This window comes from Pseudoruegeria sp. SHC-113, from assembly GCF_025376885.1.
In the GTDB taxonomy this organism is placed as follows: Bacteria; Pseudomonadota; Alphaproteobacteria; order Rhodobacterales; family Rhodobacteraceae; genus Pseudoruegeria.
In genome coordinates this window covers 2,208,550-2,230,195 of record NZ_JAHUBR010000001.1, presented here as the reverse complement: position 1 = coordinate 2,230,195, position 21,646 = coordinate 2,208,550, and the positions used below count along the sequence as shown (strand labels likewise).

Below are 21,646 nucleotides of genomic sequence, written 5' to 3'. Positions count from 1 at the left end.
TCCACCTCAAACGCAAAAGGCGGGCCATGCCCGCCTTTTTTCGTTTTGGAACAGGGTGCTGTCAGCCTGCCTTGATTTCGCGGGCCAGCGCGCAGAAGCCTTCGAGCGGGATCTGCTCGGCGCGGTCCGTGGGTTTGAGCCCGGCGGCCAGCAGGCGGTCCTCGATGTCCGGCGCGACACCCTTGAGCGAGGCGCGCAGCATCTTGCGGCGCTGGTTGAAGGCCGCCGCCACCACGCGCGAGAGCGTGGCCGCATCCGCCGGGAAGCGCGGCTCGGGCAGGGCGGTGAGATGCACCACGGCGGAATGGATCTTGGGCGGCGGGGTGAAGGCCTCCGGCGGCAGGCTCATCACGATGCGCGCCTCGCTGCGCCACTGCGCGAGGATCGCCAACCGCCCGTAGGCCTTGGAGCCGGGCTCCGCCACGATGCGCTGCGCCACTTCCTTCTGGAACATCAGCGTCAGGCTCTCCCAGAAGGGCGGCCAGTCTTTCGGTGTCAGCCAGCGCACCAAGAGTTCGGTGCCCACGTTATAAGGCAGGTTCGCCGCCACCCGGATCGGCGGGGTTAGGTGGCTGAGCGGGTCCACCTCCAGCGCATCGCCGTTGATCACTTCAAGCCGCCCCGGATAGGCGGCTTCGATCTCGGCCAAAGCGGGCAGGCAGCGGCTGTCCTTCTCGATGGCGAGCACCTTGCGCGCGCCTTCCGCCAGCAGGCCGCGCGTCAGCCCGCCGGGGCCGGGGCCAATCTCCAGCACGTCGCAGGCGCGCATGTCGCCCGCCTGCCGCGCGATCTTGGCGGTGAGGTTGAGATCCAGAAGGAAGTTCTGGCCCAAAGATTTCTTGGCGCGCAGATCGTGGGTTTCAATCACGTCGCGCAAGGGGGGCAGGGCATCAAGCTGGGCCATGGGGGCCTCCGTTCGCGCGCGCCACGGCAAGGCGCTGCGCCAGTTTCAGGGCCTCGATCAGGCTCGACGGGGTGGCAATGCCCATGCCCGCAATATCGTAAGCGGTGCCGTGGTCGGGCGAGGTGCGGATGAAGGGCAGGCCGAGGGTGACATTCACGCCCTTGTCGAAATCCAGCGTCTTGATCGGGATCAGTGCCTGATCGTGATACATGCAGATCGCCGCATCATAGCCCGCGCGCGCGGTGGCGTGGAACATCGTATCCGCCGAAACGGGCCCCTGCAGGTCCAAGCCCTCGCGGCGCAGGCGGTCCAGAACCGGGGCGATCACGTTGATCTCTTCCCGGCCCATGGCCCCGCCTTCGCCCGCGTGGGGGTTCAGGCCCGCGATGCGCAGGCGCGGGGCTGTCAGGCCGAAATCGCGCTTCAGGGCGGCATGGGTGATGCGGAGCGTCTCTTCCAGCAGCACAGGGGTGAGCGCCTGCGGCACCTCCTCGATCGCGATATGGATCGTGACAGGCACCACCCGCAGCGCGGGGCTTGCGAGCATCATCACAACGCGCTCAACCCCGGCCAGATGGGCCAGAAATTCTGTGTGGCCGGGAAAGGCGAAGCCCGCACCATCTTTGAGCGCCTTCTTGTGGATCGGGTTTGTGCACAGCGCGCAGGCCTCTCCTGTCTGCAAGAGTTCCACACCGCGCTTGATGGCCGTGATCACACTGGCCGCATCGCGCGCATCCGGCGCGCCGGGGCGGCTGTCGCCGGCAAAGGGGTGGGCGAGAACGGGCAGGGCGCGATTGCTGGCCTCTGCGGCAGCCGAGGGCGTGTCGATCAACTCCACGGGCGTTCCGGCAGGCAGATGCCGGGGATCGCCGATCAGAAAAAAAGGGCAATCGCCGCGCAAGGCTTCCCAGGCGGCGGCGGCGATCTCGGGGCCGATGCCTGCGGGATCGCCGCAGGTCAGGGCGATGGGAGGCAGGCTCACGGGATACGGATCACGGCGTCAGAGCGCAGCTGTGCGATGTAGCTGGCCGCGTAGGAGACAAGCCGTGCGTTCACCAGCTCGCGGCGGATGTCGCCCCGGTTCACCTCTTCGCCCAGATCCGGCGTGCGCCCGCAGAGCATCAGGAACACCAGCGTCTGGCCGTTGTTGCGGGTGAGCGACGTGGAGACTTCGCCCGGATCCATATCGTCAAGCTCGCGGCGGATGTCGGCGGGGAGCTGCGCCTCGGGCAGGGTCTCGATGCGCAGGGCGTCCTCGGCTTTGCCCTTGTTCACACCGTAGAGATCATCGCAGGTGTCCACTTCGTTGCGGATGCGCGAGGCCTGGCGCAGGCCTTCCTCGCTGCGGCCGCCGGCGATGAAGTACTGAGCGAATTCAACGGTGTAGTTCTGCGAGGTCGTGGCGCTCACTTCCTGCTTGTCGCGCAGCTGGAACAGAACAAGCGCGTTGGGCACCTGGATCGGATCGGTGATCTCACCGGGGCGCAGGGCAAGGATCTGCGGCGCGATCTGCGGTGGCAGGCTCGAAATCGAGCGCCACTTCAGCCGCCCGCCATTGGCGCGCGACGGTGCGGCGGAGAACTGCGAGGCGGCTGCGGAAAACTCGGACACAGAGCGGATCTGGCGCAGCTGCGGCAGGATCTGGGCCACCTGCTCCTGAAACTCGGGCGCTGTGGGCAGCACGATTTCGGACAGCAGCACCCGCACGCCGCCGCTGCCGCTGGAATAGGCCAGCGCGCGGTCGATCTCGGCTTCCGTCACCTGTGCGCGGGGGCCGAAGAGGCCCCGGATCAGCTCACGCCAGACGATGCCGGAAGCGACGAAATCGCGTACCGTTTGCTGCGAAACGCCCGCGCGGGCGATTTCCACGAGGAACTGCTCGCCCGTCAGGTTCGCGCGGCTGGCGAATTCTTCGATACCTTGCGCAATTTCCTCGTCGCTGGCCGTCAGGTTGAACTGCGCGGCGGCTTGCGATTGCAGGCGGTCGTCGATCAGCCGGTCCAGCGCCTCGTTGCGCAGATCGCCCGGCGTGCCCAGCACCTCAAGGAAGCGGATGCGCTGCTCCAGCTCGAAGCGGGTCACGACGCCGTCGTTCACATAGGCCACCGGGCTGAACGGGCTCTGCGCCGCTGCAGGCGCAAGGGCCGAAAGAAGCGCGGCCACGGGCAGCACGATCAGAAGAAGGGCGCGGGAAAGTGGTTTCAAAGCTCTGCTCATTCGTTGTGATCGCCTAGTAGCACTCGCGGACGGACTGGCGGCGGTTCTTTTCGCCGAACCCCAGCAAGGTGACTTTTAGCCCGACATTCGTCGACGGGTCCACATTAGATGACGAGGTGAAGCGGCGCGACACCGAAAGATCGACGCTGATGCACTCGTTGACATACTCAAGCCCCACCCCGGCGCGGGCCGCGGAGCCTTCCACGAAATCGTAACGCCAATCTACTTTACCGATCCAGTTGTTGGCGATGCGGTACTCGGCGTCCATCGTCCATTCCGAGGTGTCGGAGAAGCGCGACTGGCTCGCATCCTCGACCATCCAGACATAGCTGGACGAGAGCAGCACGTCTTCGTTGACCCAGCTGACGCGGGTTTCGTTCTTGGTGAAGTCGAACTCGTTATTGAAGAGCGTGCGGTTGATCAGCGACAGGTTGTTGGGCAGCACGAGCGTGGCGGCGGCGAGCCAGTCGGACTCATTGCCATCAAGGCCCGAGCCGGTCGAAAAGCTGTTCACATCGGTGTCGCGGAAGATCTTGCCCATGGTCACGCCAAGCGTCCAGCCGTCCGGGTCATAGCGTGTCCAGCTGGCGCCGAGGTTGGCGCGGAAGCCGCGCTCGTAGCGGTCAAAGCCGGGAAAGCGGGAGAGCGCAAAAAGGTTGCCTTCGTCGAACTCGGGCAGGGTGGAGACCTCGTTGGGCACATCGGCCATGGAGGTATCCGTCCAGAGGAATTGCGCCACCGGCTCCAGCGTATGCACGACGCCGTTGGCTTCGGTCTTCTGGAAGGGCCAGCGCAGCTCGACGCCCGCCGTGGGGGTGACGTGGAACTGGGTTTCCTCATAGGCGCTGTCTTGGCGGACAACGTAGTAATCGCCCGAGGCTGCACCGATGGCCTTGAACAGCATGCCGTTTTGCATCTGCCACGTGCGATACCAGTCCAGCCGCATACTGGCGCGGCCCATGTCGCGCCCCGTGGGGCCGTCGGTATCGGATTGGCGGATGAAGCCCTGTCCGTTGAAGGTGGCGGTGGCAAAGCCGCCGATGCCCTGCGGTTTGAAGCGCCGCTCGTAAGTGAGTTCCAGCACTTCGGTGGGGATCTCGGGGTTCTGCTCGCTGTCGCGCAGGGAGCGGTAATGGGTGAAATCGGTGGAGAAATAGGCATCCCTGCGGGTGCGGGTCAGCTCGATCGAGCTTTCCAGACGGTCGGTGTCGGAGAAATCATACTCCAGCAGGTAGGCTTTGTCGGAGGTGGCCTCGATGTCGAAGTTCAACACGAAATCATCGCGCAGCCCGATGGAGCCATCGGCAAAGAGATAGCCGCGCCATTCGTCGGGGCGGATGTCATCGCGGGTGAGCGCGCCGTTGAACTCCATTTCGCCATCGGTGAGCGCCTGCCGGTAGCGCAGTTTCACGGTGCGCGAATTGGTGGTGATCAGCGGTGCAATGGTCAGATCCTTGCTGTCGCCGATGGCAATGAAATAGGGCAGTTCGATCCCTTGCCCGACGATCGAGTCCGATGTCACCGTCGGGATCAGGAAGCCGTTGGCACGCTCCAGCGTCGGATCGGGCAGGCGCAGGCGCGGCAGGTAGAAGATCGGCAGGCCCGCCACTTCAAGCCGCGCGTCCTTGAAATAGAGCTGCCGCTCCAGCTCATCGTGGATCACCTCGCGGGCGCGGATCTGCCAGAGCGGAACCGGATCGCTGGCGCAGACCTTGCAGCTTGAGGCCACGGTGTTGGACAGCCGCGTGTAGCGGCCATCGATCCGGCGCACCTCGGCCGCGGCAAGCTGGATCTGCTGATCCAGCACCAGCCGCGCGCTCTGCAGGATGCCGTTGCGCAGCTCGCTGTCCATTTCGGCCGCCGATGCCAGCACAGTGGTGTTTTCGCCGTAGTAGACGGTGATCGGCCCCTCAATGGTCAGCTGCTCTGTGGTGGCGTCATAGGTGATCGCCGTCGCCTTGAGTTGGGCGCCATCATAGAAGACTTCCACGTTGCCCCGCGCGCGCACCACGTTGTTGCCATCGAGCGCGACGCTGTCGGCAATGAGCGTGGCGGCCTGCGCAGGTTCGGTTCCCTGGGCCTGAAGCGGCGCGGCCAGAAGCACTGAGCTGAGCGCAAGCGCGGTGAGGGGGATCAGGGCGCGGCGCATCAGCCGTCCTCCAGATGCAGGATCAGGCCAAGCGCGAGGCAGATACCGGCAATCGGTGGCGTCCAGGCCGCCACGCCGATGGGGATCTGCCCGCTCTCGCCCAGAACCTGCGCGAAATTACGGATGAAGAAGAGGCCAAAGCCCATGAGGATCGCGCCCAGAACCATGATGCCGGTGCGCCCAAACCGCGTGTGGCGCATGGTGAAGGCCGCGCCGATCAGCACCATCGACACCAGAAACAGCGGCGAGGCCAGTTCCATCTGGAACCAGACTTCGTGTTGGCGCGGCGAAAAGCCTGCGTTTTTCAGGTTGGTGATGAAGCGCGGCAGATCCCAGATCGGGATCGCGCTTGGGGTGCCGAAACTGTCGCGGATCTGCTGGCGGGTCAGGTTGGAAGCGAGATCGAGCGTATCATAGCTGCGCGCGTCGCGCTCGGGATTGTCGGTGGTGGCCAGTGACCAGACCTTCGCATTCTGCAGCGCCCAGCGACCGGCGGAAAGTCCCGCCTCCTGCGCTTCCACGCGTTCCAGCGGCGTGCCGTCGGTGTCAAAAGAGATGAAGGTCACCCCGCGCAGCAAGGTGCCGTCGAGGTTGCTTTCGGCGGCGCGGATCACCGTCTGGCCTTCGCTGTTGCCCTGCCGCAGCCAGAGCCCCTCGTCAGAGATTGACAGCACGCTTTGCTCGCCGCTTTTGTAGCTGTTTTCCAGCAGTTCGTAGCGTTTCTGGGTGCCCGCAACGATCGGGTTGAGCACCGCAACGGCAAAGACGCCCAGCAGGAAGGCCGCACTGACGGGCGCGATCAGGCTCATGACAGCCGACCGCCCCGCCGCCCGCGTGACAACAAGTTCGGAGGAGCGCGCAAGGCCGAGGTACATGGCAAGCGTGCCAAGGATCACGATCAGCGGCAGGATCTGGTAGATGCCCGCGGGCAGGTTCAAAAGGGAGAGCTCGAAGATCTCGGCGAAGGGGATCTCCTCGCCGCCGAATTTGCGCAGCTGCTCCACCATGTCGAACATCTGCATCAGCACGGTGAAGGCGAAGCCCACGATCAGCACGGAGCGCAGGAAGCGGCGGGCAAAATAGAGGTGGAGGATCACGCTTGCGCCCTCCGCCGTTTGAACAGCCCTGGCTTGGTGGAGATCCACAAGAGCACGAAAGTCGCCAGCAGCCCCAGCGCAGGCGCGACATACATCACCGGCCAGGCCTCAGGATCCCGCTGGGCGATGTCGCTCATCGCGTTGTCCAGCGTCTCCATCACCACGAGCAGCACAACCGCGCCGACGATCTGTTTCCAGATCCCGAAGCGCGAGTAGCCCCCCACAAGAAGCGCGGCAAAGCCCGTCATCACGGCCACCAGCGCCACCAGCCCTTGCGTGATCCGCTCATGGGCTTCCTGCAGGAACACCGCCGCGCTGCGCCCGGTTTCCTCCAGCAGTTCCGGCGCGAGCGAGAGAAGCTCGGGCGTGCTCAGCTCGCGCGGCTTGCGTTTGGTCGGATCGCCGGAAGGCACCAGCGCGCCGATGTCAAAGACGAAATCCTCGAACTGCGTGGTGGAGAGCGTGTTGGCCTTGGCGTTCAAAGTCTGGGCCATGCCGTCAAACATCAAAAGCTTCGGCCCGGTGTCCTCGCGCACCAGAAGCGCCAGTTTCGCCGTGTAGGTGGTTTGCAGCTCGGTATTGCGCGCGTCGGTGAGGAAGATGTCCTGCAACTCGCCGGAGGCCGATATCTCGCGGATGTAGAAGGTGATGCCCTTGGCCGGGTGCATGAAAGTGCCTTCCACCAGAAGCCCGGCGGCGACGTTCTCGGCGATCTCGGCGGTGCGCAGGGTGAGCTGTCGGTTGGAGCTTGGCACCAGCAGGTGCGTGAGGATGCTCATCAGCACGAAGACGATCACCCCGAAGGCAAAAACTGGCCGCGCCAGCCGGTAGGGGCTGAAGCCGGTGGATTGCACCACCACAAGCTCGCTTTCCGTCGACAGCCGGTTCGTGACGTAGATCGTCGCCACGAAGGCCGCGATCGGCATCACCACGCGGATCACGTTGGGCAGAGTGAGGGCGGTGAACTCAAGGAAGACGACGGCCGACTGGCCGTTGGAGATCAGCGTGTCAAACAGTGAAACGGCCCGGTTGACCCAATAAACAAGCACGAGAATGAGGGAGAAAAACCCGAACAACGCAAGCAATTGCGACAGGAAATATCTGTCGAATTTCGCCACTGCGGTGCCCCTTGCCTTGCCTTTGTTTGGGGCGAAACTAGCGGATTTGGCAGGGCGGGAAAACTGCTATCTGGCCTCTGCCGCGTGATCCGGCTACCAATGGCGGCAGACCGCGCACCCCTTCGCGCAAAGGAGATGATTATGACCCCGACAGCCGCCATTGAATTCAAGGAAATCGAGCTCGACGCCATTGCCGCCCATGAGGGCAGCGTGGCGGTGTTTCTGGGCAGCGAAGGCGCGATGGATCAATGCGCCCGCCGTGTAAATCGCGTGACCAAGGGCGCGCTGGCCCGCATGGCCGAAAGCGAATCCTTTGAGAAGATGAAAGAGGGTGAGGCCACGGTGCTGGCTTTCCCCCAAGGGCTTGCTGCCGAGAAACTTGTTGTCGTGAAACTGGACCGCCGCGCGAAAGCCGATGTGGCGCGCAAGGCCGGGGCCGCCATCGGCAAGACCCACGGCAAGGCGGCCCTTCTGGTGCTGGCAGGCAACCTCGTGCAGGCGGCGGAGCTCTCCTTCGGCCTTGCCATGCGGGCCTATGACTTCTCCGATCACAAAAGCAAAGCCGCCGATCCGCTCGGCGCGGTGCACTTCATGGTGGCCAAGCCCGAGGAGATCGCCGCGCAGGCCGCGCCGATGGCGGCTGTGGCTGAGGGCGTCTTTTTCACCCGCGATCTGGTGAACGAGCCGGCAAACGTGCTCACCACCACCGATTTCGCCGCGCGCCTTGCCGCCATGCAGGAGCTTGGCCTTGAGGTTGAGATCCTTGAAGAGGACGAGCTGGAAAAGCTCGGCTTCCGCACGTTGCTTTCGGTGGGGCAGGGTTCCGAAAGCCCTTCCAAAGTGGTGGTGATGCAGTGGAACGGTGGCGGCGATGAGAAGCCCTTCGCCTTCGTCGGCAAGGGCGTGGTGTTTGACACTGGCGGTATCTCGATCAAACCCGCCGCCGGCATGGAAGACATGACGATGGACATGGGCGGCGCGGGCACCGTGGCGGGCGTGATGCGCACGCTGGCGCTGCGCAAGGCCAAGGCCAATGTCGTGGGCATTGTCGGCCTCGTGGAGAACATGCCCGACGGCAAGGCCACGCGCCCCGGCGACGTGGTGAAATCCATGAAGGGCGACACGATCGAGATCATCAACACCGACGCCGAAGGCCGCCTCGTGCTGGCCGATTGCCTCTGGTACGCGCAGGAGCGTTTCGAGCCCACCGGCATGATCAACCTCGCCACGCTCACCGGCGCGATCATCATTGGGCTGGGTCACGAGAACACCGGCGCCTTCTCCAACGACGATGCGCTCTGCAACGCCTTCCTGAAGGCCGCCGCGCAAGAGGGCGAGGGCGCATGGCGTCTGCCGATGGGGCAGGCCTATGACGATCAGCTCAAAAGCCGCATCGCCGACATGAAGAACGTCGGCACGCGGGCGGGCGGCTCGATCACGGCCGCGCAGTTCCTGCAGCGCTTCGTGAAGGAGGGCACGCCCTGGATTCACCTCGACATCGCGGGCACGGCCTCGGTGAAGAGCGAAACCACGCTCGCCCCGGCGGGCGCGACGGGCTGGGGCGTGATGGCGCTCGATCGGCTGATCCGCAACGGCTACGAGGCCGGCTAAACCCGTGGGCGCGGCCTTCTTCTACCATTTGACCCGCAGCCCGGTGGAGGAAACCCTGCCGATGCTGCTGGACAAATCCCGGCAGGCCGGCTGGCGGATCCTGATACGCGGGCGTGATGAAAACCGCCTGCGCTGGCTGGATGAACGGCTCTGGCAGGGCGCGCCCGAAGGCTTCCTGCCGCATGGGCTCGCTGGCGGGCCGCATGATGCACTGCAACCGGTTCTGTTGGGGGGTGAGGGTGTTTCGGCGGAAGGCTTCACCTGCCTGATGTCCATCGACGGGGCCGATCTTTCGGCAGAGGAAGTGCAGGCCAGTGAGCGCGCCTGCATCCTTTTTGACGGCACCGATCCGGACGCCGTCGCTCATGCGCGCGTGCAGTGGAAAGCGCTCACCGATGCCGGCTGCGCGGCGAAATACTGGTCTCAGGAAGAGGGGCCCTGGGCGATGAAGGCGGAAGCCGGGGGCTGAATTTACTTAGAGCTTGGGCCGGGCAATGGCCCGGCTCCGGGTGGACTTCGCGAGCGCGCCTGCGAACACCAGCACCAGCCAGAGGCTCAGTAGCGCCTTTGAAACAGGCTCCATCGTGCCCTCAATCCGCAGCGCATGCACCACGGTGCCCGTGATCACCAGCGCGGCGAGCGACAGATGCACCACGCGCCAGAGTTTCCAGCGTAAGCGCAAAGGCCCGCGCAGGGCGGTGATCCCGGCGCTTAAGAAGAGCGCTCCCATCGCCAGCAGGCCCCAAAGCGCAAAGGGCGTGGGGGAGCGCAGGAGCAGCACGTCCACCACGTCCGGCGGGCTGGTGATCCAGAGGCCCAGCACGTGGAACCCGACGCTTGTAACCAGCAGGGCCCCGATCAGCCGGTGCAGCTTGCGGCCCTGAAAGGCGCTCAGGCCCGGCAGGGCTTGCGTGGCGAGCAGCGGTTGCAGGGGCATCAGCGCCATGGCGAGAACGCCTGCAAACCCTCCGGCGATGTAGATGGGATCGCGCCACTGCAGCAGCGGGCTTGCGAGGGATAGCGCCACCGGCACCACAATCAGCGCGGCCACCCAGAGCCAGATCGCCGCGCTGCGCATCAGATCAGGCGGGCTCCAGCACGAAATGGGCCTCAAGTTCCTTGTTCGAGGCGCTGGCCATCACCGGGCGCAGGAAGACGGTTTTGAAATCATCGCTGTCATAGGCGAGATGCCCGTGGGGCTGGCCGAAGGCGGGCACGATCTGGGGCATTTCCAGCCGGAACACGCCGTCTGCATCCGTCAGCGTCGCGCCGTGGCTGTGCCAGTCGCGCTCATGGCCCTCGGTGGTATGGGCCCAGATCTGGATCCGCTGGCCGGGCAGGGGCGCACCATCGCCCGCGCGCCGCACGGTGCCGCGCATCCAGAACCCGCCGCCGCCGATCCGCTCCACGATGGGCGCGCCGGGGCGGTAGTTGTTGGCTCCGCCGCGCATGGTGGGCGTGGGGGCGAGCCCAGCGGCGCGGGCCGGAGTGATGAGGCCGGTGCCGGCGGTGAGAACTGCCGCGCCGGTGGTGGCGAGCAGCTTGCGGCGGGTGAAAGGGGTGCGATGCATCCGAAAATCTCCTCTCCGAGGGTGTTCCGGTAACAATAGCATCTCAGGCGCGCATTGCCGTGGGGGCGAGGCGGAATTTCCGGCCCCAAGCGGCCACGATTGCGTGATCTAGCGTTCGGCGACCTCGTAAGCAGGCATCTGGCCTGAGATTTCGAGGATCAGCTTGCGCCGGATCGCCTCGGCCAGATCGGCCTCATCCGTGGCCGTCACCACGAAGGCCCCAAGCCCGCCGATGATCCGCTCCTCATAGACTTTCCCCAGATCCGGGTAGCGCGTGGGCGTGTCGCAGAAGCGGCAGAGGATCGGCAGCCCGTTGATCGTGATCCCGGCCGCCACGACCTCCTGCCGTGCTTGCTCCAGCGGGGGGCCAGAAAAGCTGTTGGGGCTGTCGCCGGAGAAATCGATCACCTTGCGCCAGCCCTTGAATTCATTCTGTTCGATCAACCGCTTGGCATCCAGCAGCGCGCCGCCAATGGCGTTGCGCCCATAGGCTTGACGGGGCGGCGTGAGCAGCGCCTCGGCGAAAGCACGCGCGCTTTCGGGGCCGTCGATCTTGGCCCAATCCACCACCACGGCGGTGTTGGCGGCCCATTCCACGTAGGTCACCGCGATGGACTGATAGGCCGTGCGCTCTATGGCGGCGAGCACGCGCGGATCGGTGAGCGCCTCGGCATAGCCCTGCCGCTGAAAGCCGATCTCGGCCTCTGAGATCGAGCCCGAGGCATCGGCTAGCAACACAAGCTCCACCTCCACTTCCTCGGCCAGAGCCGGGAAGGCGAGTGCAAAGAAGAGAGCCAGCAGAAACCGCATGGGCGAAAGCCTAACCAAATAAGCGTTAACAGGGGCTTGGCCAATGCCTGCCCCTGTACCACCTAGGCTAGAAGGACCGGGCGGCCAGTTTCAGCGCGGCAGGCGGATGTCGAACCGCTCCCGCAGGCGCGCATCAAGCGCAGGCTCAAACCGCGCCGCGGAAGGTTCCGCCAGTATGGCCTCTTTCCGCGCGGTGGCGCGGGCCAGCAGATCGGGCTTGCCCTGTTCCTCCCATTCCTTCGGGCTCGTGCGGTCCGCCAGCGCGGGATAGACATATTCCGTCTGCATCAGCCCCAACGTCTGGGCGGAACCAAGATAATGGCCCGGCCCCTCAAGGCAGGTGGCGCGGATCACCTCGATGCCGCAGGTTTCTTCCGTCACCTCGATCCCGCGCACGCAGCGCAGGGCTTGTCCGATCAGATCGTCGCCCAGGATCAGGCTTTCGTGGCAGAAGCCCAGCAGCGAGGCATGCATCCCGGCGGCCTCGTAGATCATGTTGAGCCCCGAAAGCCCCGCCATGACGTTGGAGGTCGCCTGTTCCCAGCCGGCCTGCATGTCGGGCAGTTTCGCGTCCGCAATCCCTGCCGCCGCGCCACCGGGCAACCCGTAGAAGCGGTGCATCTGGGCGCAGCCCGCCGTGAGCAGCGCCTGCTCGCCGGAGCCGCCCGACATCGCGCCCGTGCGCAGGTCCGACACGAAAGGCCATGTGCCGAAGATCGCCGGATGGCCCGGCGCGATGGCGTTCACATAGACGATCCCGGCCAGGCACTCCGCCACCGCCTGCACGATCGCGCCCGCAATGGGGGCAGGGGCCGTGGCCCCCGCCTGACCGGCAGAGAGCAGCAAAACGGGCATTCCGGCGGCGATCACCTTTTCCATCACCTGACAGCTTTCGGTGGCGAATTTCATCGGCGGCACGACGAAGCAGTTGGAATTGCTCACGAAAGGCCGCGCGCGGAACGCGTCCTCGCCACCCGCAACCTCATGCAGGAAGGCGATGCATTGATCCACCGTTGTCGGGTCCACGAAGCTGGTGCCGACGTGTTTCGTGGTGCCCGAGCAGCAAGCATAAAGCGTGTTCAGATCGAGCGACTGGTTGTCGGGCATGTCGCGCGCCACCATGGGGCGCTGCAGGAAATGGAGGTTATCGAGCCGGTCTGCGATCCGGGCCGCATCATGGAGATCCTGCAGCGTGGACTCGCGGTAATTGCGCCCGGCCACATCCACCATATGCACCGCTGCGCCCGCGGTGCCGTAGTGCACGCGGGTGCCGGTGAGGCTCAGATCATGGGCCGGTTCGCGCCCGTGCAGCGTGATCCCGCGCGCCGCCTTGGCGAGCATGTCCTCCACCAGCGCGCGGGGGTAGTGCAGGCGGCCATCGCTGCCAAGTTCCGCCCCGGCGCGCACCATGATCTCGATGCCAGAGGGCGGCGCATCGGCAAGGCCGATCTGCTCCAGAGCGTCCAGCGCGGCGGCGTGGATGCGGGCGACATCGGCGTCTGACAGCGGGTTGTAACGCCCTCCGGTGAGGCCTGCGCGCACCGGGCGCAGGGTGTCGGCAAGGGGGGCGGCGCGCGCGGCGCGACGGGCGGAACGTCCGCCGGAGCGGCGGGAAGTCTGGGTGTTCATGTGTTGGAAAACTCTTTTGAAACAGGCGTGTTCAGGGTGAAGCTCATCCTAAACGGCAAGCGGACGCCCCCGCGCCGCGCGCCCGCGCTCCGCCCCGATGGTCCGCACCACCAGCGCGATCTTCCAGTCTTCATCGTGAGGTCTGGTGTTGGCGCAACGTTTCATTCCGCCAGTTGGCCCCGGCCTGCGCCCCCCTGTCGCGCCTGTTTGCGTCAGCGTGTCGTTTTCAGCGCTTTTCGCCGCTCTCTGCCGCGCCCGCCAGCAGCAATGCGTCCACCCGGCTTCCGGGCATCATCGCCGATAGCGGGGTGAAATCGCCGCCTGTGAACATGGCCGTGCCAGCCTCGAAAATGGCCTTGTGGGTCAGACGGGCAAGGGCGGAGCCAAGTGAAATGCGCGCTACGCCCAGCGCGGCGAAATCCTGCATGGAAAGCTTCGAGAGCGGCCCCACGGCCAGTGCGTTCACAGGTTTATTCGTGGCCCTGCAGATCGCTGCCAGTTCCTGCACTGAGCCCGGCACCGGCACGTAGAGCGCATCGGCCCCGGCGTCGTCAAAGGCCTGAATGCGCCGGATCGCCTCGGTCAGATCGTATTGCCCATGCATCACCCCATCGGCCCGCGCCACCAGCGTGAAATCCTGCGAAAGCGCGCGCGCGGCAGAGGCGGCGGCGCGGATGCGTTCAACCGCCAGATCGAACTCGTAAAAGCCGGTGCCGGGCAGGGCGGTGTCCTCGATGCAGATCCCGGCAAGGCCCACTTCGCCCGAGAGCCGCACCGTCTCGGCCACCACATCGGGCGCCTCGCCGAAGCCGTTCTCGAAATCGCCGCTCACCGGCAGATCCACCGCCGCCATCAGATCCTGCGCATGGGCGAGCGCCTCATCGCGCGTAAGCTGCCCCAGATCGGGCCGCCCCAGCGTGAAGGCATGGGCGGCGGAGGAGGTGGCGATGGCCTTCGCTCCCAGCGCGGCCAGCATCCGGGCCGAGCCCGCGTCCCAGGCGTTGGCGAGGATGAACGGCTGGCCCGGCATATGCAGGGCTTTGAAATCGCTGGCTAACTGGCGGTTTGGGTGGCGGGGCATGCGGCGCACTCCTTGGCAAAATCGATGAGAGTTTGAAGCGCGGCGGCGAAGGCGTCATCCTCCACCGTCATCGCCACGCGCAGGTGGCCTGCTGCGCAGGCACCAAAGCTCTCGCCGGGCATCACAGCGATCCGGTGGCGCGCGAGCAGCGCTTCCGCGAAGGCCTTGCCCGAAAGCCCGGTGCTGCGCACATCCAGCATCAGGTACATCGCGCCGCCCGCCGGGATCAGCCGCACCACATCCTGCGCCGCCAGAAGCTTCATGGCGATGGCGCGGCGGCGTTTGAAGGGCGCGGCGATCCGCGCTTCTAGCGCCGCGCCTTGGGAGAGCGCGAAGAGGGCGGCGTCCTGAATGTAGCCCGGCACGCCGTAAGTCGTATGGGTGGCGAGCGTCTCCAGCGGCGCGATGGCTTGCGCAGGGCCGATGATCCAGCCGATCCGGCTTCCCGTCATCGCGTGGCTCTTGGACATCGAGCCCACCACCAGTGTGCGTTCCGCCATGCCGGGCAGGGCGCGCGGGCTGACGTGCGCCCCCTCCCAGACCTGCGTGTCATAGACCTCATCGCTGATCAGCCAGAGATCGCGCGCGCGGCAGACCTCGGCGATACCTGCCAGCGTCTGCGGTGTGTAGACAACGCCTGTCGGGTTGTTCGGTGTGTTGATCAGCAGGCTTTTCGCGCCTTCCGCACGCGCATCGATGGCCTCCGCGCGCGGCTGGAAAGCATCGCGTGAGCGGGCAGGCACGGCCACCGGCACGGCGCCCCCGGCGCGCAGGGTGCCGGGGTAGGTTGCGTAATAGGGATCGATGAAGAGCGCCGGGTCTCCGGGTGCGCAGGCGGCCAAATGGGCGGCAAACAGCCCGGCCTGCCCGCCGGGGGTCACGAGCACGTTCTCCACGCCTGTCGGAACCACTGTGCGGGCCTGAACCCGCGCGGCAATCGCAGCGCGCAAAGCCGGCGTGCCGGGCACGGCGGCATAGCCCGTGTGGCCCGCCCGCGCGGCCTGCGCCATTGCCTCGAGTATGGCCGGATCGGTGCGCACGTCATGCTCGCCGATGGTCAGCTCGGTGACCGCAATGCCCTCGGCCACCATCGCGCGCGCCTTCATGAAGAGCCCCCAGCCGTCCGAGCCGCCGCCCGTCAGCCCCAGCAACCTGTCAGAGACCTGCATCAACGCGCGCCTTCCACCGGCCAGGGCGCAAGCGTGGCCTGAAATTTTTTCGTCAAACCGCCGCGCACGATCCCGTAGGAGGCCTCCAGCCGATGCTGCATCTCCGCTTCCGCGGTGCCCCAGGGCAGATGCACCCAGCTGCGGTGGAAATACGGCGCCTTCACTGCCGCGCCCATCTCGATCAGCAGGCTGGCCGTTTCGATGTCCGGCGTCTTCACCGACACCCCGGTGTTCACCACCCCGATGCAGGCAAACATCTTGCCGCCCACCTTCCAGGCGTCATGGCCGCCGCCCCAGGGGTCCGACAACTCCGCCCCCGGAAGCGCGGCACAGATTTGATTGGCGAAATCGCGTTCCATCCCCGCATCCTGCCCGCCGCCGCCTTATCCGTCCAGATCCCGCGCGGAATTGCCCATCAGGTAGCGCGGCCCTGCTCCCTTGGCCTTGATGCGGTCCTTCGGGTTGTAGAGCGCGCAATCGGTGAGCGAGAGGCAGCCGCAGCCGATGCAGCCGTCGAGCCTTTCGCGCAGGGCTTCCATCTGGGCGATACGCGCATCCAGCTCCTTGGCAAACCCGCGCGATAGCCGCGCCCAATCCGCCTTGTTGGGCGCGCGATGCGGCGGCAGCGTCGCCAGCGCGGCGCGGATCTCGGCCAGCGAGAAGCCCAAACCTTGCGTGATCATCACGAAAGACAGCCGCCGAATGTCGGCCCGCGCAAACCGCCGCTGGCCGCTCGCGTTGCGAAAGGGGGTCACCAGCCCTTGCGATTCGTAATGCCGGATCGCGCTCGTGGCGAGGCCTGTGCGCGCCGCCATTTCCCCGATCGTCAGCCCGCGCGCCTGCACGCCACTGTTTTCCATGCGTTTTTAGCCCTTGTCTTAAAGTGCGCTTTAAGAAGTAGCCTTTTTTCCGTTGAAAATCAAAAGCGAAAAACAGGAGCATCCCATGCCGCTTGAACATCTGAACGTCACCGTATCCGACCCCCGCGCCGCCGCCGACACGCTCTGCGCCCTCTTTGACTGGCAGATCCGCTGGGAGGGGGAGTCGATCTACGGCGGCCGCTCCGTCCATGTCGGCGACGGCGAAAGCTACCTCGCGCTCTACTCCCCGCAAACGGCTCTGGCCGCCGCCGAAGACAGCTACCATTCCCACCGCGGGCTCAACCACATCGGCATCATCGTGGCCGATCTCGACGCCACCGAAGCCCGCGTGAAGGCGGCAGGCTACACGCCGCACAACCACGCCGACTACGAGCCGGGCCGCCGCTTCTACTTCAAGGGCCCCGACGGCATCGAATTCGAGGCGGTGCAATACGACTGAGCCACTTTGTTCCGCAAAATATCCCCGCCGGAGGCATAAAATCTTGCCCCGGCGGGCAAACTGCGGCACAACCATCGCCATGAACACCGCAGTCGCCATCATTATCTGCTGTATTCCCGTCTGACATCGTCTGGCGGGTCGTTCTTCTGTTTCCTTAACGAAATGAACTTGGTAAGCCCGCCGCAAGCCCTGCGCGCAAGGATGACCCATGGTCGAAATCAAGCTTCACAACACCAAGAGCCGCCGCAAGGAGGTTTTTGAACCGATCGATCCCGAGAACGTGCGAATGTATGTTTGCGGGCCGACGGTCTATGACCGCGCCCATATCGGCAACGCTCGGCCAGTGATCGTGTTCGACGTGCTCTTCCGCTTGCTGCGCCATGTCTATGGGGCCGATCACGTGACCTATGTGCGCAACTTCACCGACGTGGACGACAAGATCAACGCACGTGCGGCCGAAAGCGGGCGCAGCATCGGTGAGATTACCGCCGAAACCACGCAATGGTATCTGGACGACATGGCCGAGGTGGGCGCTTTGGAGCCCAGCCACATGCCCCGCGCCACCGCCTATATCGCGCAGATGGTCACCATGATCGAAGATCTGATCGCCCGCGGCCATGCCTATGCGGCGGAAGGCCATGTGCTGTTCTCGGTGGAGAGCTACAAGGACTATGGCCGGCTCTCGGGCCGCGCGGTGGATGACATGATCGCCGGCGCCCGCGTGGAAGTCGCGCCCTACAAACGCAACCCGATGGATTTCGTGCTGTGGAAGCCCTCGAACGCGGATGTGCCGGGCTGGCAGAGCCCCTGGGGCCGGGGCCGTCCGGGCTGGCACATCGAATGCTCGGCGATGTCGTTCGAGCTTCTGGGCGCGGAATTCGACATTCACGGCGGCGGCAACGATCTGATGTTCCCGCACCACGAAAACGAGATCGCGCAAAGCTGCTGCGCGCACCCCGAGGGCAAGTTCGCGCGCTTCTGGCTGCACAACGAGATGCTGCAGGTCGAGGGCAAGAAGATGTCCAAGAGCCTTGGCAATTTCTTCACAGTGCGCGATCTGCTGGATCAGGGCGTGCCGGGCGAGGTGATCCGCTTCGTGTTCCTTTCCACCCATTACGGCAAGCCGATGGACTGGACGGAGAAGAAGGCGCGCGAGGCCGAGGCGACACTGCGCAAATGGCGGTCCATGACTGATGGCGTGGAGGCGGTCGAGGTCTCCCCGGCCGCGCTGGAAGCTCTGGCGGATGATCTGAACACCGCCGGCGTGATCACCGAGCTGCACCGGCTGGCCGGTGCTGGCGAGGCGGGCGCGCTGAAAGCCACGGCGGGGCTGCTCGGCCTGCTGACCGATGAAATCGGTGGCTGGGCGACTGTGCCTGCGGCGGATCTTTCGGCGCTGGAAGCCAAGCTGGCCGCCGCCCGCGAGGCGGCGATGGCGAGCAAGGATTTCAGCGAGGTGGACCACCTGAAATCCGCGTTGCTCGCGGCCGGTGTCGAGGTGCGTATGAGCAAGGCGGGGGTGGAGCTTCTGCCCGGGGCTGGCTTTGATGCGGCCAAGCTGGAGGGGCTGTGATGGTAAACGCAACAGAGGTTCGCCCCAGACCCGAGGGTGGGGGCGATTTCGCCCCCGCCCTGGGGGGCGGGTCGGGGGCGAACCGGATCGCAAGCGATTTGGTGAAAAAAGATAGCGTGCTTTTGGCGTGGAAGCGTCAGGACTGGACGAGGCGCGCGGGCGCTTCTCGCCACCCCCGACGGGCCGGGCGCTGCCCTTTGCTTGAAGGATGCAAGCCATGACCCGCGAGCGGCTCTACCTCTTCGACACCACCCTACGGGATGGCCAGCAGACGCAGGGCGTCCAGTTCTCTGAAAACGAAAAGCTGATCATCGCCCGGACGCTGGATGATCTGGGGATGGACTACATCGAAGGCGGCTGGCCCGGCGCGAACCCGACCGACAGCGCTTTCTTCGAGACCGCGCCGCGCCTGCGCGCGACCTTCACCGCTTTCGGCATGACCAAGCGCGCCGGGCGCTCGGCGGAGAACGACGATGTGCTGGCGGCTGTGATCAATGCCGGCACGCCTGCGGTTTGCCTCGTGGGCAAGACCCATGATTTCCATGTGGACACCGCCCTTGGCATTTCGCTGGAGGAAAACCTAGAAAACATCCGCGCGTCGGTGGCCTATCTGGTGGCGAAAAGGCGCGAGGCACTGTTTGACGCCGAGCATTTCTTCGACGGCTACAAGGACAACCCGGCCTATGCCGTGGATTGCTTGCGGGCCGCTTTGCAAGCGGGCGCGCGCTGGGTGGTGCTGTGCGACACCAACGGCGGCGCGTTGCCGCGCGAGGTCTATGAGATCACCCGCGCCGTGATCGCGGCAGGCATTCCGGGCGAAAACCTCGGCATCCATACCCACAACGACACCGGCAATGCCGTGGCCAATTCGCTGGCCGCCGTGGACGCGGGTGCGCGACAGATCCAAGGCACGCTCAACGGGCTGGGCGAGCGCTGCGGCAACGCCAACCTCGTGACGCTGATCCCGACGCTGATGCTGAAGCCCGCCTACGCGGAGCGCTTCGAGATCGGTGTCAGCCGCGAGGCGCTCAAAGGGCTCACCCGCGCCTCGCGCACGCTGGATGACATCCTGAACCGCGTGCCCACCAAGCAGGCGGCCTATGTGGGCGCTTCCGCCTTTGCCCATAAGGCCGGGCTGCATGCTTCAGCGATCCTGAAGGATCCCACCACCTACGAGCACATAGATCCGGCGGAAGTGGGCAACGAGCGCATCATCCCGATGTCCAACCAGGCCGGGCAGAGCAACCTGCTGCGCCGCCTCTCGGAGGCCGGTCTCACGGTGGAGAAGGGCGACCCGGCGCTGGGGCGCATTCTGGAAGAGATCAAGGCACGCGAGGCGCAGGGCTATTCCTACGACACCGCGCAGGCCTCTTTCGAGCTTGTCGCCCGCCGCGTGCTGGGCCAGATGCCGAAGTTCTTCGAGGTGAAGCGCTACAAGGTCACCGTGGAGCGGCGCAAGAACAAGTATGACCGGATGGTCAGCCTCTCCGAAGCCGTGGTGGTGGTGAAGATCGGCGAAGACAAGATGCTTTCGGTCTCGGAATCCATGGATGAGGCCGGAAATGACCGTGGCCCGGTCAACGCGCTCTCCAATGCGCTGGCCAAGGATCTGGGGCCCTATCAGCAATATATCGACGATCTGCAGCTGGTGGATTTCAAGGTGCGCATCACCGGCGGCGGCACCGAGGCCGTGACGCGGGTGATCATCGACAGCGAGGATCGCGAGGGGCGGCGGTGGTCTACCGTGGGCGTGTCGCCCAACATCGTGGATGCCTCGTTTGAGGCGCTGCTGGATGCGATCAACTGGAAGCTCGTGCGCGACGGGGCGCAGGGGCGCTAGAGCCGGGCGGAGGGAGCTGCATGAACGAGGCCTTTTTCACTTTGCACAGCGATCTGCCCCGCGAAGGGCCGGGCGCGGCTGAGGATGTGGCCTGGGCCATGGGGCTCGCGCGCACGCCGGGCAATGCCCGGATCTGCGATGCGGGCTGCGGCCCCGGCGGCGATGTGGCCGCGCTGCTTGCGGCGGCTCCGGACGGGCAGCTGGTGGCAATCGATGCCCATGCGCCTTTCATCGACGCGCTCAACGCGCGCTTTGTCAGCGATCACCGGGTCACGGGCGTGGCCGGAGATTTCAGCACACTTACAGACCCGTTTGATCTGATCTGGTGCGCAGGCGCGCTCTATTTTCTGGGCGTGACGGAAGGGCTTGCCGCGTGGAAGCCCACGCTGTCAGCCACCGGAGCGATTGCCTTCAGCTATCCCTGTCATTTTGTGGACAGCCCCTCGCAGACGGCGCTGGCGTTCTGGGAGGGCATGGAATTCACCGGCTGGGACGGGCTGCACGCCCAGATCCGCAGCGCGGGCTTTCGCGTGCTGGGGCATCGCCCGGTGTCGGACGCCGCATGGGAGGCCTACTATGGCCCGATGGAAGCGCGGATCGCATCGCTTGCGCCCACCGCTGAAGGGGATGCGGAACTGGCAGCCGCGCTGGCGGAGGGTCGCACCGAAGCGGCCACATGGCGGGCTGTGAAGCGCGAAACGGGCTATATGCTCTGCGTGGTTGTGCCGGATGAGCGTTGAGGCCTGCGCGGCTATTGTGCAGCGGGGGGATCCCGAGCGCTTCCGGCTGGCGATGGCTGCCCCGGTGCCCGCGCGGCGCATCCTGTTTCCGCTCTATGCGTTCAACGTGGAAGTGGCCCGCGCGCCTTGGGTGACGCAGGAAGCGATGATTGCCGAGATGCGCCTGCAGTGGTGGCGCGATGTGCTCGCGGAGATTGAATCCGGAGGCGAGGTGCGCCGCCATGAGGTCGCGACGCCGCTGGCGGAGGTCTTGCGTGCAGCCCCTGAGCTCTGCGCGCCGCTTGATGATCTGGTGCTCGCGCGGCGGTGGGATATCTACCGCGAGCCCCACGCCGATGCAGCGGCGCAGGAGAGGTATTTAGAGCAAACCGCCGGCACCCTGATGGGCGCAGCTGCGCGGCTGCTTTCCGGTGAGGCCTCGGAGGCTGCGGCCAAGGCGGGCTTCGGGCAGGGGCTTGCCGCCTACCTGCGCGCCGTGCCGGAACTGAGCCATCAGGGCCGCATTCCCTTGGTGGACGGGCGGCCCGAGGCGGTGAAGGCGCTTGCGCAAACTGGCCTCACCGCGATTGCCTCGGCACGCCGCCACCGCTTTGGCGCGGCCGCACCCGCCTTGCGCGGGGCATGGCTTGCGGTGCCGGTTCTGAAAGCGGTGCAGCGCGATCCGATGCGTGTGGAGCAGGGCGATCTGGCGCTCTCGGAGGCCTCACAGGCGGCGCGCTTGCTGTGGATGGGTCTGAGAGGGCGGTAGAGGCCCTATCTTGGTCGGCGAAGCCGGCCAGCCCCCGACCCTCCGCCCAACCCAATCCAACTGCGGGGC

The 21,646-nt window shown here is 65.7% G+C and carries 21 protein-coding genes; 7 read left to right on the top strand and 14 right to left on the bottom strand.

Going from position 1 to position 21,646, the window contains the following annotated elements:
- Positions 1–61: 61 nt before the first annotated feature.
- From rsmA to lptF, 6 genes are read right to left on the bottom strand one after another with little or no spacing between them, the layout of a single operon-like run.
- Complete coding sequence (gene rsmA / locus KVX96_RS11025) at positions 62–904, bottom strand: 16S rRNA (adenine(1518)-N(6)/adenine(1519)-N(6))-dimethyltransferase RsmA (RefSeq protein ID WP_261194482.1); 843 nt, start codon at positions 902–904, stop codon at positions 62–64.
- The gene (gene pdxA / locus KVX96_RS11020) at positions 891–1,886 is read right to left on the bottom strand and encodes a 4-hydroxythreonine-4-phosphate dehydrogenase PdxA (protein WP_261194481.1); all 996 of its coding nucleotides are present in this window, start codon (positions 1,884–1,886) and stop codon (positions 891–893) included. Before pdxA ends, rsmA begins: the two co-directional genes overlap by 14 nt.
- The gene (locus tag KVX96_RS11015; protein WP_261194480.1) at positions 1,883–3,109 is read right to left on the bottom strand and encodes a peptidylprolyl isomerase; all 1,227 of its coding nucleotides are present in this window, start codon (positions 3,107–3,109) and stop codon (positions 1,883–1,885) included. Before KVX96_RS11015 ends, pdxA begins: the two co-directional genes overlap by 4 nt.
- Positions 3,110–3,134: 25 nt before the next feature.
- Entirely contained in the window at positions 3,135–5,270 is a 2,136-nt protein-coding gene (locus KVX96_RS11010) for an LPS-assembly protein LptD (RefSeq protein WP_261194479.1), read from the bottom strand.
- Positions 5,270–6,367 carry an LPS export ABC transporter permease LptG gene (lptG, locus tag KVX96_RS11005; RefSeq protein ID WP_261194478.1) on the bottom strand — a complete coding sequence of 366 codons (1,098 nt, stop codon included), beginning with the start codon at positions 6,365–6,367 and terminating at the stop codon, positions 5,270–5,272. Before lptG ends, KVX96_RS11010 begins: the two co-directional genes overlap by 1 nt.
- On the bottom strand, positions 6,364–7,485 hold the full coding sequence (lptF, locus tag KVX96_RS11000; protein WP_261194477.1) for an LPS export ABC transporter permease LptF: 1,122 nt from the start codon (positions 7,483–7,485) through the stop codon (positions 6,364–6,366). Before lptF ends, lptG begins: the two co-directional genes overlap by 4 nt.
- Before the next feature lie 141 nt (positions 7,486–7,626).
- Between lptF and KVX96_RS10995 the strand changes: the two genes are divergently transcribed.
- Together KVX96_RS10995 and KVX96_RS10990 are read left to right on the top strand one after the other, a co-directional pair.
- A complete protein-coding gene (locus KVX96_RS10995; protein ID WP_261194476.1) occupies positions 7,627–9,096 on the top strand; it encodes a leucyl aminopeptidase in 1,470 nt (489 codons plus the stop codon).
- Between the two features lie 4 nt (positions 9,097–9,100).
- Positions 9,101–9,565 (top strand): DNA polymerase III subunit chi, encoded by a 465-nt coding sequence (locus tag KVX96_RS10990; RefSeq protein WP_261194475.1) that lies wholly within the window; start codon positions 9,101–9,103, stop codon positions 9,563–9,565.
- 6 nt (positions 9,566–9,571) lie between these two features.
- On the opposite strand, the gene KVX96_RS10985 is transcribed toward KVX96_RS10990, so the two are convergent.
- From KVX96_RS10985 to soxR, 8 genes are all read right to left on the bottom strand, one after another.
- On the bottom strand, positions 9,572–10,174 hold the full coding sequence (locus tag KVX96_RS10985) for a ferric reductase-like transmembrane domain-containing protein (protein WP_261194473.1): 603 nt from the start codon (positions 10,172–10,174) through the stop codon (positions 9,572–9,574).
- A 4-nt stretch (positions 10,175–10,178) separates the two neighbouring features.
- Positions 10,179–10,667: a twin-arginine translocation pathway signal gene (locus tag KVX96_RS10980; RefSeq protein ID WP_261194472.1), complete on the bottom strand. Its 489-nt coding sequence runs from the start codon at positions 10,665–10,667 to the stop codon at positions 10,179–10,181.
- Between the two features lie 108 nt (positions 10,668–10,775).
- On the bottom strand, positions 10,776–11,477 hold the full coding sequence (locus KVX96_RS10975) for a DUF1194 domain-containing protein (RefSeq protein ID WP_261194470.1): 702 nt from the start codon (positions 11,475–11,477) through the stop codon (positions 10,776–10,778).
- Between the two features lie 90 nt (positions 11,478–11,567).
- Positions 11,568–13,106, bottom strand: coding sequence for a trimethylamine methyltransferase family protein (locus tag KVX96_RS10970; protein ID WP_261194469.1), 1,539 nt, complete (start codon positions 13,104–13,106; stop codon positions 11,568–11,570).
- Positions 13,107–13,332: 226 nt separating this feature from the next.
- Positions 13,333–14,187, bottom strand: coding sequence for an oxaloacetate decarboxylase (locus tag KVX96_RS10965; protein WP_261194468.1), 855 nt, complete (start codon positions 14,185–14,187; stop codon positions 13,333–13,335).
- The gene (locus KVX96_RS10960) at positions 14,160–15,356 is read right to left on the bottom strand and encodes a pyridoxal phosphate-dependent aminotransferase (protein ID WP_261194467.1); all 1,197 of its coding nucleotides are present in this window, start codon (positions 15,354–15,356) and stop codon (positions 14,160–14,162) included. Before KVX96_RS10960 ends, KVX96_RS10965 begins: the two co-directional genes overlap by 28 nt.
- A complete protein-coding gene (locus tag KVX96_RS10955; protein WP_261194466.1) occupies positions 15,356–15,715 on the bottom strand; it encodes an MmcQ/YjbR family DNA-binding protein in 360 nt (119 codons plus the stop codon). Before KVX96_RS10955 ends, KVX96_RS10960 begins: the two co-directional genes overlap by 1 nt.
- A 24-nt stretch (positions 15,716–15,739) precedes the next feature.
- Complete coding sequence (gene soxR / locus KVX96_RS10950) at positions 15,740–16,216, bottom strand: redox-sensitive transcriptional activator SoxR (RefSeq protein ID WP_261194465.1); 477 nt, start codon at positions 16,214–16,216, stop codon at positions 15,740–15,742.
- 85 nt (positions 16,217–16,301) lie between these two features.
- On the opposite strand from soxR, the gene KVX96_RS10945 reads away from it, so the two are divergent.
- The 5 genes from KVX96_RS10945 to KVX96_RS10925 all read left to right on the top strand — a co-directional run bounded on the left by KVX96_RS10945 (position 16,302) and on the right by KVX96_RS10925 (position 21,577).
- On the top strand, positions 16,302–16,676 hold the full coding sequence (locus KVX96_RS10945) for a VOC family protein (RefSeq protein WP_261194464.1): 375 nt from the start codon (positions 16,302–16,304) through the stop codon (positions 16,674–16,676).
- A 208-nt stretch (positions 16,677–16,884) separates the two neighbouring features.
- Entirely contained in the window at positions 16,885–18,249 is a 1,365-nt protein-coding gene (cysS, locus tag KVX96_RS10940; RefSeq protein ID WP_261194463.1) for a cysteine--tRNA ligase, read from the top strand.
- A 217-nt stretch (positions 18,250–18,466) separates the two neighbouring features.
- Positions 18,467–20,089, top strand: coding sequence for a citramalate synthase (cimA, locus tag KVX96_RS10935; protein ID WP_261194462.1), 1,623 nt, complete (start codon positions 18,467–18,469; stop codon positions 20,087–20,089).
- A gap of 20 nt (positions 20,090–20,109) precedes the next feature.
- Entirely contained in the window at positions 20,110–20,829 is a 720-nt protein-coding gene (locus tag KVX96_RS10930) for a class I SAM-dependent methyltransferase (RefSeq protein ID WP_261194461.1), read from the top strand.
- Complete coding sequence (locus tag KVX96_RS10925; RefSeq protein WP_261194460.1) at positions 20,819–21,577, top strand: squalene/phytoene synthase family protein; 759 nt, start codon at positions 20,819–20,821, stop codon at positions 21,575–21,577. Before KVX96_RS10930 ends, KVX96_RS10925 begins: the two co-directional genes overlap by 11 nt.
- The last annotated feature ends 69 nt before the right edge of the window (positions 21,578–21,646 follow it).